17 protein-coding genes are annotated in these 16,676 nt (G+C 52.7%); 3 read left to right on the top strand and 14 right to left on the bottom strand.

All coding sequences use genetic code 11. From position 1 onward, the window contains the following. The 3 genes from C162_RS15775 to pdhA form a co-directional block, all read right to left on the bottom strand. Entirely contained in the window at nt 1–1,653 is a 1,653-nt protein-coding gene (locus C162_RS15775) for a 2-oxo acid dehydrogenase subunit E2 (protein ID WP_036695446.1), read from the bottom strand. Between the two features lie 106 nt (nt 1,654–1,759). Then, complete coding sequence (locus C162_RS15780) at nt 1,760–2,737, bottom strand: alpha-ketoacid dehydrogenase subunit beta (protein ID WP_036695447.1); 978 nt, start codon at nt 2,735–2,737, stop codon at nt 1,760–1,762. A 15-nt stretch (nt 2,738–2,752) separates the two neighbouring features. Then, on the bottom strand, nt 2,753–3,820 hold the full coding sequence (gene pdhA, locus C162_RS15785; protein WP_036695448.1) for a pyruvate dehydrogenase (acetyl-transferring) E1 component subunit alpha: 1,068 nt from the start codon (nt 3,818–3,820) through the stop codon (nt 2,753–2,755). 265 nt (nt 3,821–4,085) lie between these two features. On the opposite strand from pdhA, the gene C162_RS15790 reads away from it, so the two are divergent. Then, a complete protein-coding gene (locus tag C162_RS15790; RefSeq protein ID WP_036695449.1) occupies nt 4,086–4,817 on the top strand; it encodes an alpha/beta hydrolase in 732 nt (243 codons plus the stop codon). A 136-nt stretch (nt 4,818–4,953) separates the two neighbouring features. Here C162_RS15790 and C162_RS15795 read toward each other — a convergent pair whose 3' ends face one another. Next, nucleotides 4,954–5,427: a low molecular weight protein-tyrosine-phosphatase gene (locus C162_RS15795; protein WP_036695509.1), complete on the bottom strand. Its 474-nt coding sequence runs from the start codon at nt 5,425–5,427 to the stop codon at nt 4,954–4,956. A 166-nt stretch (nt 5,428–5,593) separates the two neighbouring features. Here C162_RS15795 and C162_RS15800 point away from each other — a divergent pair, with 166 nt between their 5' ends. Together C162_RS15800 and C162_RS15805 are read left to right on the top strand one after the other, a co-directional pair. Next, nucleotides 5,594–6,235, top strand: coding sequence for a thiamine diphosphokinase (locus C162_RS15800; protein ID WP_036695450.1), 642 nt, complete (start codon nt 5,594–5,596; stop codon nt 6,233–6,235). Between the two features lie 281 nt (nt 6,236–6,516). Continuing rightward, nucleotides 6,517–7,056: a C40 family peptidase gene (locus C162_RS15805; RefSeq protein WP_036695451.1), complete on the top strand. Its 540-nt coding sequence runs from the start codon at nt 6,517–6,519 to the stop codon at nt 7,054–7,056. A gap of 74 nt (nt 7,057–7,130) precedes the next feature. Here C162_RS15805 and C162_RS15810 read toward each other — a convergent pair whose 3' ends face one another. From C162_RS15810 to C162_RS15855, 10 genes are all read right to left on the bottom strand, one after another. After that, on the bottom strand, nt 7,131–7,889 hold the full coding sequence (locus C162_RS15810; RefSeq protein WP_051493556.1) for a response regulator transcription factor: 759 nt from the start codon (nt 7,887–7,889) through the stop codon (nt 7,131–7,133). Between the two features lie 129 nt (nt 7,890–8,018). Continuing rightward, nucleotides 8,019–8,324, bottom strand: a complete 306-nt coding sequence (locus tag C162_RS15815; RefSeq protein ID WP_036695452.1) for a Dabb family protein — start codon at nt 8,322–8,324, stop codon at nt 8,019–8,021. 14 nt (nt 8,325–8,338) lie between these two features. After that, entirely contained in the window at nt 8,339–9,406 is a 1,068-nt protein-coding gene (locus C162_RS15820) for a ThiF family adenylyltransferase (RefSeq protein WP_036695453.1), read from the bottom strand. Nucleotides 9,407–9,488: 82 nt separating this feature from the next. Further along, the gene (locus tag C162_RS15825; RefSeq protein WP_036695454.1) at nt 9,489–11,045 is read right to left on the bottom strand and encodes an ABC-F family ATP-binding cassette domain-containing protein; all 1,557 of its coding nucleotides are present in this window, start codon (nt 11,043–11,045) and stop codon (nt 9,489–9,491) included. 145 nt (nt 11,046–11,190) lie between these two features. Further along, nucleotides 11,191–12,711 (bottom strand): serine/threonine protein kinase, encoded by a 1,521-nt coding sequence (locus C162_RS15830; protein ID WP_156949638.1) that lies wholly within the window; start codon nt 12,709–12,711, stop codon nt 11,191–11,193. Between the two features lie 127 nt (nt 12,712–12,838). Continuing rightward, the gene (locus C162_RS15835) at nt 12,839–13,885 is read right to left on the bottom strand and encodes an SAM-dependent methyltransferase (RefSeq protein WP_084648938.1); all 1,047 of its coding nucleotides are present in this window, start codon (nt 13,883–13,885) and stop codon (nt 12,839–12,841) included. A 17-nt stretch (nt 13,886–13,902) separates the two neighbouring features. Further along, on the bottom strand, nt 13,903–14,685 hold the full coding sequence (locus C162_RS15840; protein WP_036695456.1) for an ABC transporter ATP-binding protein: 783 nt from the start codon (nt 14,683–14,685) through the stop codon (nt 13,903–13,905). Then, on the bottom strand, nt 14,685–15,008 hold the full coding sequence (locus C162_RS15845; RefSeq protein WP_036695457.1) for a thioredoxin family protein: 324 nt from the start codon (nt 15,006–15,008) through the stop codon (nt 14,685–14,687). Before C162_RS15845 ends, C162_RS15840 begins: the two co-directional genes overlap by 1 nt. Further along, the gene (locus C162_RS15850; protein WP_036695458.1) at nt 15,005–15,862 is read right to left on the bottom strand and encodes a deoxyribonuclease IV; all 858 of its coding nucleotides are present in this window, start codon (nt 15,860–15,862) and stop codon (nt 15,005–15,007) included. Before C162_RS15850 ends, C162_RS15845 begins: the two co-directional genes overlap by 4 nt. After that, complete coding sequence (locus C162_RS15855) at nt 15,852–16,667, bottom strand: Fpg/Nei family DNA glycosylase (RefSeq protein ID WP_036695459.1); 816 nt, start codon at nt 16,665–16,667, stop codon at nt 15,852–15,854. Before C162_RS15855 ends, C162_RS15850 begins: the two co-directional genes overlap by 11 nt. Nucleotides 16,668–16,676 lie beyond the last annotated feature (9 nt).

The following is a 16,676-nucleotide window of genomic DNA, read 5'->3' on the forward strand; positions in this document are numbered from 1 at the left end:
TTACACCTCCATAACTAACATATCAGGATTTGCAAGCAGGGTCTTAATGTAATTCATGAAATTCTGTGCTGTTGCGCCGTCAATAATCCGGTGGTCAAAGCTCAGGGACAGAGCCATTACAGGTGCGGCAACGATTTCGCCGTTCTTCACGACAGGCTTCTCAGTGATACGTCCGGTTCCGAGAATAGCTACTTCAGGGAAGTTGATAATCGGAGTGAAGAACATACCGCCGGCAGAGCCGATATTGCTGATCGAGATCGTGCTGCCCTTCATTTCATTCGGAGCCAGCTTGCCGTCGCGTCCGCGTACTGCCAGATCTGTAATCGCGCTTGCGATCATCCAGATGCTCTTACGGTCAGCGTCCTTGATGACAGGAACGATCAGACCGTTGTCTGTATCCGTAGCGATACCGATGTTGTAGTACTTCTTGTAGACAATTTCGTTCGAAGCTTCGTCAATCATCGCGTTAAGCGCAGGGAACTGACGGGAAGCAGCAACGAGTGCCTTTACGATAAACGGAAGATAAGTAACCTTCACGCCCTTCTTCTCGGCTACCGGCTTCATGCGGGCACGGAAGGCAACAAGCTCCGTAACATCCACCTCGTCCATGATGGTAACATGCGGTGCAGTGTAAGCCGATTTAACCATAGCATTGGCAATCGCCTTACGGATACCCTTGAATGGTACGCGTTCTTCTTCCAGGTTTGCATTGCCGGAAGCTGCTGCCGGTGCTGCTTCTTTGGCTTTGGCTTGCGGTGCTGCCGCCGCTGGTGCAGAAGCTGCAGGAGCCGCTGCCGCAGGAGCTGTAGAGCCGCCTTTCAGGAAGGCTTCCACATCTTCAAGTGTGATCTTGCCGTTCTTGCCGGAGCCGTTCACCTTGGAGATATCTACGCTCTTGTCGCGGGCATACTTGCGTACGCTTGGTGTTGCCAGCACTTCACGGTCAGGAGCTGGAGCTGCTGCCGCTGCCGGAGCTGTACCTTGGGAAGGAGCTGCTGCCTGGGCACCGGATGCTTCAGCATGGCCGCCCTCCTCATGAGGAACATCACCTTCTGCAGCAATGATAGCCACAACTTCACCTACGCGGCAGACCTGGCCGTCTTTGGTGAACACTTCGACTACAGTACCGTTGACCGGAGAAGGAACTTCCACCACTGCTTTATCATTCTGAACTTCCATAATGATATCGTCGTCAGTGATTTTGTCTCCAACCTTGATGTGCATCTTGATGATTTCCCCTTCATGCAGGCCTTCGCCCAGTTCAGGGAACTTGTATTCGAAGTTCGTTGCTCCGCCGGTAGCCGGGCTGCTGGTTGCCGGAGAAGAAGTAGTATCCGCTCCGCCTTTGGCTGCATCAGCTTCCTGGGAAGCATGCTCTGCCGGATGGCCGCCCTCTTGCTCAGGGATGTCGCCTTTTGCATCAATAATTGCTACAACTTCGCCTACACGGCATACTTGGCCGTCCTTGGTGAAGACTTCAAGCACTGTGCCGTTGACCGGACAAGGAACCTCTACTACCGCCTTGTCATTCTGAACTTCCATTACGATATCGTCATCGGTTACTTTGTCGCCGGCTTTGATATGCATTTTGATAATTTCGCCTTCATGCAGACCTTCGCCCAGCTCAGGGAACCGGTACTCAAATTTTGCCACCTTGATAACCTCCTATAAATTATGTTGAGATACTCCAACAGCTCCGTCCAATAGATGACAGAAACGGGTGCCGCCCTTTTTACAAGGACGGCAAGGTCGTTACTTCTTAGAATTCCATGACTTTCTTAACTGCCGCAATGACGCGTGCAGGGGTAGGAATCCAGGTATCTTCGATTTGAGCGAACGGGAAAATCGTATCAGGACCTGCTACACGAAGCACAGGGGCTTCCAGGTGCAGCAGAGCTTTTTCGTTAATCTGGGCAATAACCTCAGCGGCTACGCCCGAGCTCTTCTGAGCTTCTTGTACAACAATCGCACGGTTAGTCTTCTTGATGGAAGCCACAATGGTGTCGATATCAATCGGGCTAACGGTACGCAGGTCGATAATTTCGACTTTGATGCCTTCTTTTTCGAGCTGGTCAGCCGCTTTGGTCGCTGTATGTACCATTAGACCGTAGGTAATGATAGATACATCCGTACCTTCGCGAACTACATTCGCTTTGCCAAGTTCAATGGTATATTCACCTTCAGGCACCTCTGCACGGAAAGCGTGGTACAGGTTCAAGTGCTCCATGAAGAATACAGGGTCGTTGTCGCGGATCGAAGCGATCAGCAGTCCCTTCGCATCATATGGGTTAGAAGGAATAACTACCTTGATACCAGGACTCTGGGCAATCAGACCTTCCAGGGAATCGGTATGCAGCTCGGCTGCCTTAACGCCGCCGCCGAATGGAGTGCGGAAGACTACAGGAGCATTGTATTTGCCCCCGGAACGCCAGCGCAGGCGCGCTGCCTGAATAACGATCTGATCAAGAGCTTCAAAGATGAAGCCTACGAACTGGATCTCAGCAATCGGGCGGAAGCCCTGTATGCCGAGACCGAAAGCCAAGCCGCCAATGGCGGACTCAGCCAGCGGTGTATCGAAAATGCGTTCCTCGCCAAATTCCTTCTGCAGCCCTTCCGTTACACGGAATACGCCACCTACATTACCAACGTCTTCTCCGAAGATAAGAACATTAGGGTCACGAGTCAGTTCAACGCGCATTGCGTCACGAATTGCTTCTTTCATATTCATCTGTGCCATTGCCTGATATCCCCCTTATTCAAAATCGGCTTTTTGTTCTTCAAGATGTTTCGGAGTTACCTCGAACATGCTGTCGATCAAGCCGGGAATGGTCATTTTTTCGGTCTGTTCTGCTTTCTTAATCTGCTCGTTCACAGTTGCTTTCGCTTCTTCTCTTACGCGCAGAGTGTCCTCTTCAGTCCAGAGGCCTTTCTTCTCCAGGTACTTGGCAAGACGGGCAATCGGATCTTTCTCATTCCATTGACCTTCTTCTTCCTTCGTACGGTACTTACTGGCATCATCGGACAGGGAATGCGGACGGAAACGGTAGGTTACCGCTTCGATCAGTGTTGCGCCTTCGCCTTTGCGGGCACGTTCAGCAGCCTGCTGTACAGCAGAGATTACTGCAAATACGTCCATGCCGTCGATCTTGATTCCGGGAATCCCTGCGGCAACCGCCTTGTGGGCGATGGATTTCGCTGCCGTCTGCTTCGAGAACGGAGTGGTGATAGCATAGCCGTTGTTCTGAACGAAGAAGATCACTGGCAGCTTGAATACTCCTGCATAGTTAAGGCCTTCGTAGAAGTCGCCTTCAGACGAACCGCCGTCACCGGTATATGTGATTGCAACGTTCTGCTGTTTCTTCAATTTGAAGCCCATAGCAATACCGGTAGCATGAAGGATTTGTGCTCCGATAATGATCTGCGGCATAAGTACATTCACGCCATCAGGAATCTGTCCGCCATGCTGATGTCCGCGGGAATACAGGAATGCCTGATATAATGGAAGGCCATGCCATACGAGCTGTGGAATATCGCGGTAGCCAGGGCAGACGAAATCTTCCTTCTGCAAAGCGTACTCGCTGCCGATCATTGTAGCTTCCTGTCCGGATACCGGCGCATAGAAGCCGAGACGGCCTTGACGGCCCAGGTTGACAGCACGGTCATCCCAGGTACGGGTAAATACCATACGGTACATAATTTCTTTCAATTGATCATCGGTAAGGTCAGGCATCATTTCCTTATTGATAATTTCTCCATCCGGGGAAAGAACCGTAAGGGCTTCAACGTCCTCTGTATACACTTCATAAGGAACTCTAGTCATTATCTTCACCTCAATAAAAAAATTTGAATATCAGTGGTCTCTGTTATAGAATTATTATACACCTGTTGTATCTGTTTCGTCAAAGAAATACGCATAAAATTTATGTTTCCATAAATTTTGTATGTATAACAGGCGTTTGAATATCCTATAACAGATTAAAGGATATTTATCAAGTAAATGATATATCCCACATTCTATGCTTGGGTAATTTTAACGTAACACTAAGTCTTAAGCAAAATTCGACATGAAAGGCGACGATTTGACAATGAGCGAACCTGTTTTTCTGAAACGTACAATTGTGAAACAAACACTGTGGAGCGAACACCTGCAGGAAGAGCGCAAGCTGCGTATCTATCTTCCCCCCGGATATAATGAAGTACTCAGCTATCCCGTCATCTACTGCCAGGACGGTGAAGAATTCTTCAACTTCGGCCGGATTGCTACCCTGGCCGGGCAGCTGATTCTGGAGCAGGATGTGGAACCCTTCATTATAGTGGGCGTCGAAGTCAACGTGGCAGTCCGCACCGCTGAATACGCTCCGTTCGGCAGCCGCTTCAAGCAGTACCTTGCATGCTTCGCCGAAGAGATTATTCCCTTCATTGAACATAATTATCCGGTCCGGCGCACACCGGAGGAGCGGATCGTAGCCGGTGATTCCCTGGGCGGCAGTGTCTCCCTCCACCTGGCGTTGGCGTATCCGGGATTATTCAGCCGTGTGCTCAGCCTCTCCGGTGCTTACTATCCAGAGACCCGTGAGCTGTTAGCACAAGAAGAGGATCTCTCCTGGCTTCAGATCAATATGGTTGTCGGGCTTCAAGAGAGAGACTACAAGACAGATACCGGAGTCTATGATTTCGTTGAAATGAACCGGGAGACCAAGGCTATGCTTGAATCCAAAGGAGCCACCGTATCCTACCGCGAGAAGGATGGCCAGCATCTTTGGGGTTTTTGGCAAAAAGAGCTCCCGGAATCATTACTCTATTTCTTCAGCTCCTGAAACAGCAAATAGAACCCCAAAAGTGAACATCTTACGAACTTATGTATGCAGCACGATTGACTGCGCTTTCATGTTCAGGAGGATGTACGGTGCCGTTCCTTACATAATAAGGACGGCAACCGGTCCGGCTGTAACACTATGCCTGCTGTAGCTTCTCTTGAATGATCCGTTCCAGCAGCACATCACAACCGGCGTTGATTAAATCATAGACCTGCTCGAAATTACCGGTGAAATACGGGTCAGGCACTTCACGCAGCTCCTCATCCGGTAACAGATCCATGAAGAACAACAGCTTGGACTGCTCACCGCCGGGAATTTTCCGCACATTCTCCCCATTGGACTTGTCCATACAGATGAAATATTCGAATCTCCCGAAATCCTCACTGGCAACCAGTCTTGCTCTCATATTCTCATAGCTGATACCATGCAGATCAAGGATACGCCTTGTTCCTTCATGCGGCGCTTTCCCGATATGCCAGTCTCCCGTTCCTGCAGAATCCACTGTAATCTGATCCGCAAGATGACGCTGTTCAATCTTGCTGCGCAGTACAGCCTCCGCCATCGGAGAACGGCAAATATTCCCCAGACATACAAACAACACGTTAACGATCCCTCTCACCTCCTGCGCTCAAGCATTCCTCATCATCCTCTATGGATAGGTGCGGCCAGCCGCACTAACCCTATTTTAGCGTCAGCGCGGCAATTGTACAACTTTTGAAACTGCTATATACTGTTCAGGATGATGAACTTAATTCAACTACAAGGAGGGGGAGCTATTGCCATCCGGGCGTATTGTAATTGTTGCAGGCGGTAAACTGACAGCGGAATGCCTGCACTTATTAGATGAAGAGGATTATATTATCGGCGCTGACCGGGGAGCGCTGTTCCTGATTGACCATGGCTTCACCCCCCAGCTTGCCGTCGGTGATTTCGACTCTGTCTCTCCTGAGGCATTGGAGCGGATTCAGGCGGGAAGCAAGGAGACGATCAGCTGCGATCCGGTCAACAAAGACCTTACCGACAGTGAAATGGCCCTGGATCTTGCCCTGAACCTCCAGCCGCAGTCTATTCTGATGATCGGGGTAACGGGAACACGCATGGACCATACGCTGGCCAGTATTCAGATGATGACAAGAGCGCTACAGCGGCAGGTAGCCTGCTCCATTATGGATGCGAACAACTACATTACGCTTACCGGCTCTCAGGCGGTTGTAGAGGAACAGGGATATACCTATGTCTCCTTGCTGCCTCTGACTCCTGAGGTAACAGGCATCACCCTTCAGGGCTTCCAATATCCTCTGGAGAACGCCACCCTCAAATTAGGCCAGTCCCTGGCCGTGAGCAATGTGCTGCAGGAGCACAAGGGAACCGTTCATATCGAGAGCGGACTGCTGCTGATTATTCAGAGCAAGGACTGAATACATAGATTTATTTGGAGACATAGCTGTAACCTTTGTTTCAAAATCATAAAGCCGAAAATCCCTTGACGTTCAAGGGATTTTCGGCTTTTTTTGTCGAGTAAAATATCTAAATATTAATATTTTGTAACTTTTAATGCGATTTTAATATAACGCTTCCATTGTATATCCCGCCTGCTTTTAGCCCATCTATTCCATAATTTAGGTCTGTCATAACCTGCTATACTACGAATCAGAGAACGAAACTACTAGAATAGATTACAAACTTGGAGGTATACAACATGAATAAGCAACAATGGTTTAAGCAAGCAATGACAATCGGTCTGTGCACAACAATCGGGTTCAGCGCCTTACTCGCAACCGGAGCAGGAACAGCCCCTGCCGCCGCTTCAGCTGTATCCGCTGATGCTGTAAGTGCCGATTCCGTATCCGCATCTTCCACCGGCTCCAAAGTGATCAGCTTCGGCAAAAAGTACCTGGGTACCCGTTACCAGTTCGGTGCCTCCACTTCAACTACACGTTATTTTGACTGCTCCTCCTTTACTCAATATATTTTCAAAAAATATGGTGTAGATCTGCCCCGAACGTCCGTAGCCCAATCTAAAGTGGGTAAATCGGTCAGCAAGGCCAATCTGCGCGTCGGCGATCTGGTGTTCTTCTCCAGCGGAAGCCGGGCCAACGGCAAGAACGTCACCCATGTCGCTGTATATGCCGGCAATGGCAAGATTCTTCACACTTACGGTTCACCCGGCGTAACCATATCAGATCTGAATTCAGGGAACTGGAAAAAAACCTACCTGAAGTCGCGCCGCGTACTGTAACAGCCAAAAGATCTATTATAGCTTGTACCAAGAGAGTACATGCCTATTAGCCGGAGAGCTGCTTGCATCGGCCGTCAGCTTGTGGCCCCGCTCTCCGGTGTCCGCAGTACATATCCGGTTCCACGCACCGTATGAATCAGTTTATTCCGGCGGCCTTTATCCACCTTCAGTCGCAGATGCCGGATGTACACATCCACCACATTGGTGTCCGCATGAAAATGATACCCCCACACCTGCTGCAATATCTCAGCCCGGGGACAGACTTCATTCAGATTCTCTGCCAGATAATATAACAGGTCGAATTCCTTGGGGGTCATCTTCAGCTCGGCTCCATCCCGGCTGACCTGCCGGCGTCCGCGATCGAGAATCAATCCGTCCACCTTAAGCAGCGAGGCCGTATCTCTACGGCGGCCTGTCAGCTTAAGTATATTCAATATTCTGCGTTTGAACTCACCGGTATGTACAGGCTTCTCCATATATTCGTTGCCTCCGGCATCGAATACGGAGACAGCCGCTTTCCCTCTCTCTTCAGGTGTCCCCCCGGATAGGACCATTACCGGCAGAATCATCCCCTCCTTCCGCATCTCCGAGACGGCTTCCCAGCCCGCCCAGGCTCCGGGTTCATCCAGCTCTGCGAGCAGAAGCACAGGCTCACCGCCTAACAGCAATAAGCGAAGACTATCCAAGTCTTCGCTTATTGCTGTTGTCATCCCAAGGCTATGGATGGCTTCCTCCAGCCCGGCATGACCGGCTGCCCTCTGCTCTCTGTCTGCATCAGATTCAAGGCTATCCGGGTGCGGCCCGGGTATGTACCATGCGATCTTTTCATTCACCGGGATCGTCCCCCTCCACCAGTCTTGCACCGGCTGTGCCGCCGCAGATGATGCTTAGAATTCCCGCAAAACAAAGAGACCATTCAGGGGAATGGTCTCTTTGCGGTACTAATTATAGCCTATAATTTCTTATATTTGAACGAAATCGATCTCCTGGAATGCAGCCACCTGGGTGTCCCAGCGCTCTGCGACAAAAGCCTGATGCGCCGGATGATTGTTGTAGGCATCATAAGCCGCCTGATCGGCGAACTCCATCGAGAAGCCGTACTGGTGCTCACATTTGACACTGACCTGTCGCAGCACCTCGAAATTCCCGACCATAGGAATAGCGCTAAGAATCTCAGCTCCATCCCGCAAGAAGGCTCTGGTCTCCTCCGAATCCGGGGCGGATTTCAGTGTAAATACAGCCATATGACGGATGGTTCCCTCGTTCATTGTGATCTCCTCCATTATCCGAAATAGCGGTGATAATAGCTGCGGGCGGCAGCGATATCACTGGTTCCATGTATTAAGGCTCTTCCGTCTGCGAACACAACCATCCGGTACGGCTCCTCTGTAAAAGAAACCAGATACGGATTGCTCTCCACCTTGCCGCTGTTCAGCCTGGACAAGCGGGCAGCCGTCTCCTCCAAATTAAGACTTCTGCGTTGTGCCGGACGGATCTGCACCGTATCCCTGCCGCACAGCACATCGCTGCGCTCTGTGTTAGAGGCCGACAGATACGGATAGCTCCGTGATTCACCGCATGAGGGACAACCCTGCTTCTTCGCCGCCCTCACGCCAATCTCCTGCTGCTCATTACGCCAGATATCGAAGGTCAGCAGCTTGCCGCGCAGCTTGTCCTTGAATCCGCCGAGCAGCTTCAGCGCCTCAGCAGTTCCATTCGCTGTAACCAGCTGTACCGCTTGCGGAAGAATCCCCGCCGTATCGCAGGTATCCCCACCCAGCGGAATCGTGCCCAACAGACAATTCAGACAAGGGGTTTCACCCGGCAGAATCGTATACGTAATGCCGTAACTTCCGACACAGGCTCCGTAGATCCAGGGGATGCGGTGCTTTTGCGCCAGGTCATTGATGATTAGCCGGGTGTCGAAGTTATCCGTTCCGTCCATAATCAGATCCACGCCGGGGAGCAGGCTCTCCAGCTCCTCTGCACGTACATCAAGCACATGGGCCTCGATCACAATCTCCGAATTGACCGCCATCAGCCGGGTACGGGCTGCAGCCGCCTTGGGCGTGCGCACACGGGCGTCTTCTTCCGTGTACAACTGCTGGCGCTGCAAATTACTCCACTCCACATAGTCACGGTCCACCAGTATAAGCCGTCCTACCCCGCAGCGGGCTAACGTCTCGGCAATGCCAGTCCCCAGCGCCCCCATGCCAACGACCAGCACACAGGAGCGTGCCAGCCCCTGCTGTCCTGCTGCGCCGAATGGTGTGAAGCGCACCTGTCTTGAATATCTGCCGTCCCTGCCGGCTGATGAAGCTGGAACCGGCGTTTTTTGATCAGGACCCATCTCTGAACAGCCCCCTATGTACGTAGGTTATTGGTAAAAAACCGGGAAAAGTGCAAGCCTCCACTTTTCCCGGAATCCATTGTTATACGGTCTGCGCAGACCACTGCTCTACATTCCAGACCTTCGTTACCCAATCCTCGTAAAATTCCGGTTCATGGGATACCAGCAGAATTGTGCCCTTGTATTCCTGCAGCGCCCGCTTAAGCTCAGCCTTGGCCACAATATCAAGGTGATTCGTAGGCTCATCGAACAGAATCCAGTTGCTCTCGCGCATCAGCAGCTTGCATAGACGTACCTTAGCCTGCTCGCCGCCGCTCAGCATGCTGAGCGGACGGGTAATATGTTCGTTTTTCAGCCCGCAGCGCGCCAGATGCCCACGCACTTCATTCTGGGTCAGACTCGAGAATTCATTCCACACATCTTCAATCGGCGTGATATTCTCCGCCTTCATTTCCTGCTGGAAATACGCTGAACTCAGGTAATCTCCCAGGTAGGTTTTTCCGCTGTACGTAGGGATAACACCCAGGATGGTTTTGAGCAGCGTAGATTTACCGACCCCATTGTAGCCGACAATCGCAATCTTCTCTCCGCGTTCAATCATCATATTCAGCTTGCTTGGCAGCAGCGGGCGGTCATACCCGATCTCGAAATCAACGCCCTCGAACACGGTCTTTCCGCTGGCCCGGCTCTCCTTGAACTGGAACGTAGGCTTCATCGCCTCTTCCGGCTTGTCGATCCGCTCCATCTTGCCAAGCTGCTTCTCACGGCTCTTCGCCCGGCCAGAAGTCGAGGCACGCGCTTTGTTGCGCTGGATGAAATCCTCCTGCTTTTTGATGAAATCCTGCTGCTTCTCGTACGCATCAATATGCTGGGCCTTGTTCATCCCCGCCATCTCCAGGAATTTCTCGTAATTGGCCGTATAGCGGGTCAGCTTGGAGAACTCCAGATGATAGATCACATCAACCACTTTATTCATGAATTCCGTATCATGGGAGATCAGCATGAAGGCATACGGATATTGCTTCAGATAATTCGACAGCCAGTCAATATGCTCCACATCGAGATAGTTGGTAGGCTCATCGAGCAGCAGTACATTCGGTTTCTCCAGCAGCAGCTTCGCCAGCAGTACCTTGGTCCGCTGTCCCCCGCTGAGGGAAGTGACATCCCGGTCCAGACCGATCGCTGTCAACCCCAGCCCATTGGCCATTTCTTCAACCTTCACATCTATGAGGTAAAAGTCACCAATATCAAGCTGCTCTTGAATGTCGCCCATCTGCATAAGCAGCAGGTCCAACTCCTCGGGAGTCGCCTCCCCCATTTTATCGGTAATCGCCAGCATCTCATGCTCCAGCTCCAGCAGCGGCAGGAAAGCATCTTTAAGCACATCGCGCACGGTTTTGCCTGCTGTAAGCAGGGTATGCTGATCCAGATATCCGTAACGGACCCGCGGCGTCCATTCCACCTTGCCGTTGTCCTTCAATAATTTGCCGGTCAAAATATTCATCAGCGTCGATTTGCCTACGCCGTTCGCGCCTACAATACCTACATGCTCTCCATCCAGCAGACGGAAAGACACATCCTTGAACAACACCCGGTCCCCAAAATTATGGGAAACGTCTTCTACACTAAGTAAACTCATAATTTCTCCGCAAGCTCCTGTCTATATTGTAAATACTAATAGGTCCATAACTTATAGATATCACTACATTTTAGCACACCTGCACCCTGCTTCGAAATAGAAATTAAGCCTAATTTCTGAAAAACAGCCAAAAGAACCTGAGAGTTTAACCTTTTTTCTGAAATATTCCAATATATTTTGCAGGAAAACGACCACCTTTCATCGGTCCAAGCATTGCCCTGATGGCCTGAACCAGCTTGCCTTTGCTCTGAAAAGGGTCCTGCTGAAGCGGCAGGCTGCATACGCTGGCAGGTGCAAGCAGAGAAGCCAGCAGCGCCACAGTATGCTCCCCGGCCAGCGGCAGGCCGATCCGCCATTCCGGCCGGGGAGTCAGACCTCTGCGGCGCAGCCAGTACAGGGTATCCTCCAGCCGCCAGTCTGCACCGGAGGCAATCAATAATGGAAACCCGCTGCCGGTGAACGCTTCCAGCGCCCCCTCACTGCCGCCGGTTCCAAGATCCAGGACGATGTAAGCATAGGCCTGATCCGGCACCTGCGGGAGTCCCTCCGATGGGAGCAACCTCCAGTAGTCTACACCCATCCAGGTGAACGGTTGCTCCTGTGTCCCCTGAACACCGCTTATTTCAGGCCTCCCCGCCATTTCCTTCATGCGATTAAATACCTGCGAACCGGGATTACAATCTACCCATGCCGTCCGTCCTGCAGGCGACAGGCAGCGGCTGACAGCAAGCGAGGTATGCGTGGTCCCAATCCCTGGTGACACCCCTAATACTGCCACCACCACAACAGAGGACTGCCACTCCTTGTCATCCGCAACCTTGCGCATGTTCGTCCGCCCATGTCCAGCTTCCCCCGCTCCGCCAACCTCCAGCTGCAAGAGGGCTGCTCTTACCTCTTCAGCACTTCCATACCGTTCCTCAGGGTGATGCCGCAGCAGCCGTCTGATGACCGGAATCATCCGGCCCGGGAGACGCCCCTGCAGCTTCCGCTCCATCCCTGGCTGCCAGGCGCTGAACTCACCGCCAGAGGCCATATACAGCAGCAGCGCGCCAAGCCCGTACAGGTCCGACACCTGGCTGCTGCGCCCGTCGCCGTACTGCTCCGGGGCTGCGAATCCGGCTGTTCCTAGCTTCTCTGTGTCCTCACCGGAGCCGCTCCTCAGCCTGCGCGCAATCCCGAAGTCAATGACCTTCAGCTCATGCTCTCCAGTCAGCATGATATTCGATGGCTTGAGATCCCGGTATATGATTGGCGGCTGATGGCTGTGCAAATAATGCAGCACCTCCAGCAGCTGACGCGCATAGCTTAGAATTCGCTCCCCCGTCATTGCAGCAGGCTGCTCTGCCATATACTGATGCAGGGTGATGCCCTCAATATAATCCATCACCAGGTAGGTGTAGCCATCAGAATCCGGCGGGAAGAAATCCGCAATCTGCGGCAGCAGAGGATGACGGAGCGAGATTAATAGCTCCGCTTCCGCCTGAATGGCGCCTGCACCATAATTCCCCTCCCGGATTACGCTCTCTTTAATGGCCCGCAGCATGCCCGGCAGCCGTTCATCCTCCGCCAGATATACCCGGCTCATTCCGCCTGTTCCTATCAGACCGGTCACATAATAACGCCCTCCCAGGATCTGTCCGGGATGTAGCTTTCCATTGAATTCCATCTCTTCCCCGCCTGTTCTTATAGAATAATGAATCACGCAAAAAAAGCCCCCACTGCCCGCACCGGAACCGGCACGAAGCCGGAGGTGCAGACTGCGGGATGCTTTCCCTTAATCCTGAAACTATGAATTAATACTTAATCATATAAAGTGTAATCTCGTCACGGTTGTGGAACAGCTGCTTCGCGCGCTGAATCTGCATCCGCTGGCCTTCAAACAGTGTGATAATCTCATTGATCATCGCCATTGGCTTCTTGTGCATCAGCTTCACCGTAACAATTGCGCTGCCGCCTGGTGTCAGGCTGTGCAGCAGCTCTGTGACCAGCTTGGCCATCAGCTTGGGACTCCAGCTCATATCGCAGACCAGCAGATCAAATTCGTTCTCACGGAATTTAACCTCTCCGGCATTTTTGCGCAGAATCTTGAGTGCCGGATGCTTACGTAAGGATTCGTGCATTAGCGCCGGATCAACAGCGGTAACCTTGAGGCCGCGCTCCAGCAGGAACGAGGTCCAGCCGCCCGGAGAAGCGCCGATATCGACCGCATTCTTGAAGCTGTAGAACGGAATGGCGAATTCCTTCTCCGCCTCCATCAGCTTGAATTTGGCCCGCGAGATCTGCCCGTCCTCCTTGCGGAAGCGGATCATGCCGCCATTCCAGCTGGACAGGTTCGCCTCCGGCCGGGATACACCGGCATACAGCGCGTCACCGTCCGCATAGACGGAGATCACCCAAGCAGGCTCCTGTACGGTGAACTCGGCGTCCAGGCTGTCAAGCCTGCTCTGAAGCCACTCGCGCAGCTCGCCAGGACTCTGCTCCCAGAAGGAGGACGAGCCTTTGCGGACATGCAGCGATACCTTCTCGCCTTGCAGCTCCGAACGCCGGCCTAAGTATACGGCCAGCCGTTCCAGAGCCGGCAGATCGCCGGTGTCCTGGAAATCAACAGGCTGGATGTGGCGCAGGAAGATCGGCAGGTTCTGTGCCAGCCGCTGCGATACCTCCTCCGGCTCCGCCTCAAGCGTAGCCAGGAAGATTTCCCCTGGCAGCAGCAAGGTACTTTTCACCGCTCCGAACAAGCGTCTAAGCTCCTCCTGTGCATAGGGGGCAAAGCCATGGTTCGCCGTGCAGATATATTTTGAAATAATCTTGTCTTGCGGAGCAGTATCCTGCTCCGGCATGTCTTCTGTGAAATCGTTCAAATCGATGTGCCTCCAGAACTTATTTTAATCCAGGGACGTCCATTATCCCATTCAACCGTCACCGGAATGTCAAAGGTAGCCATCAGCATCTCCTGAGTCAGCACCTCTTCCTTGGGACCGGCTCCTGCCAGCTTCCCGTCACGGATCAGCGCCACATGAGTGAATAGCGGAACAATCTCCTCCACATGATGGGTGACATACACCACTCCAACATTATGCTGCCGCAGCTTGTCGATCTCGGCGAGCATTTTCTCCCGTTCATATAAATCAAGACCGGCGCAAGGCTCGTCCATAATCAGCAGCTTTGGCTCTGCGATCAGGCAGCGGGCCAGCATAGCCTTCTTGCGCTCCCCCTGAGATAACAAGCCGAACGGATGATAAGCCAGTTCGCCGAGGTTCATCTCCTCCAGCAGCTTAAGCGACCGGTCCTTCACACTTTGCGGAATCTCCTGGTAGAAGCGCAAATACGCATAGGCGCCCGTAGCGACAACCTCCCAGACAGGGTCGGTAAGCGAGAGCTTTTCCATCAGGGACGGGCCGATATAACCAATCTCCTTACGTACCTCGCGCAGATCACATTGACCATATTTGTATCCCAGCACTTCAACTGAGCCTTTGCTGGGGAACAGGTAGCCGGTCATCATTTCCAGCAGGGTGGTTTTGCCGGAGCCGTTACGTCCGAGAATGACCCAGTTCTCTCCCTGCTTCATGGTAAGCGATACATCGTCAAGAATCAGGCTCTCCTCCCTGCGCAGGGACAGATGTTGTAATGATATCATTATAATGTCACTCTCCTTATGTATGCCAGCACCCGTTCAACCGAGTGTATGGAATAGATGATGTCCGGTTCAGCGCTGCGGTCAGCAGATACGGCCAGCAGAGCGGGCACACTTGAGATTTGATAGGTATTCACCAGCTCAGGGAGCATATTAATATTCCCCTCCGCAATCAAAAGACCAGGCGGAAGCAAATGCTCCGCCACCTCAATCATCCGCCGGGCTGCCTTGCAGGTTCCGCACAGCGGGGTATGCAGAAACAGAACAAGCGGCTCGCCCTTCGTGGCCAGCAGCTCCAGCAGCTCCGGCTGATTCATTTCCTTCATCCTCCACCATCCCCCGCCTCAAACCAGGACCTCACAGCAGCAATTTCCGCTCTGTGCGTGCCATCCGGTCCCTTTTCTGTTTCCATAACGACCACTTTATCAGCCAGGCCATCCATCTTCAAAAGCCGGCTAAGCGCCGCTCCCCCGATATATCCGCTGCCGATTCCGGCATGTCTGTCCCGCCGGGAGCCGAAGGGGAACCGTGAGTCATTCAAATGCACAGCCGCCAGATCCGCCCAGTACCCCAGCCGCTCACCGCGTGCGATAAGCTCCTCCGTCTGCACCGGATTCCAGATCCCCGCAGCGAAAGCATGACAGGTATCAAAGCAAAAGCCGATCTTCTCCGGGTAGCGGCACAGTTCACGGACCTTGACCAGCTCTTCGGGCGTCATACCCTCATGACCATGATTCCCTGCCATATTCTCAAGCAGCAGCTTGGTATGTCCCGTCCAGTCTGCCAGCACCTCATTCATACATTGTATTATATTTTGATAACCCTGCAATGGCTCCATCCCGGCAAAGTGTCCGAAATGCACCACAATGCCCACCGATCCGCACGCCTCGGCAATCTCCAGATCGTTGCGCAGGGAGGCAATCATCACCCCTCTGCCGCCCGGACCAGCGGCCAGATTCGTCGGATACGGGGTATGGGCAATGGAAGCCATCCCCTGCTCCCGGCAGTATGCTGCGCAGCTTCTTGCATCGCGGTAGTCTACCGGCTTCGGCTTCAGACTGCGCGGATTCTTCGGAAAATACTGAAAACATGTAGCACCGCTCTCCCTGGCGGACCGGGCAGCCTGCCCGTACCCGCCGCGTATGCTGACATGCGCCCCTATGAAGGGTCTATGCGTCATGCTGGCAATCCGGGCAATAGAATACCTTGCGTCCGGACAGCTCTATCTTCACTATGGTTCCCCCGCCGCGCAGGCAAGGCTCGCCTTCACGGTCATACACTTTACAGGCATCATTATAAGAACCGGTCACGGTGTCGCCGGTCATGAACGGCATTTCCATATACCCGCCGATTTCAGTGGCTTCGGTTAATACCTTACGCACGCTGTCGTACAGCCGGGTCACCGCTTCCGGTGACAGATTCTGAACAAGCGTAGACGGAAGCAGACGGGCTTCATAAGCAATCTCGTCGGCATAGCAGTTGCCAATTCCAGCCATTACATGCTGGTTAACCAGTAGACTCTTCAGCGCGCCGCGCCGTCCCTTGAGCAGTCCGGCGAAACGATCGGCCGTCATCCGGCGGTCCAGCAGCTCGGGTCCAAGCTTCCCCATTGCCGCTTCGCCTTCCTTGACAGACAACAGATGGAGATACCCCAGCCGCAGACCCATGAAGTAGAGGATATGATCACCGAACGCAAGCTCAACCTGTGTAGTACGGTCAGGACGTTCTTCTTCTGTACCATAGAACAGTAGCCCGCCCAGCATCAGATGCAGCAGCAGTCTGCGTCCGTCATGCAGGTGGAAAAGAATATGCTTGGCGCGGCGTTCGACGAATACAATTCGAGCCCCGACCAAACCTTTCACGAATTCTTCAGTCTCCATATTAATGGTTTTTTCTCTATTTACGGTTACCCCTGTAATGGGTACGTTTATTAGATGTTGGCTAAGCAGCTTTCTGTAATTCTCCATTTCCGGCAATTCCGGCATATTGTCATC

Origin of the sequence: Paenibacillus sp. FSL R7-269 (assembly GCF_000517865.1) — a bacterium.
GTDB lineage: Bacteria > Bacillota > Bacilli > Paenibacillales > Paenibacillaceae > Paenibacillus_AQ.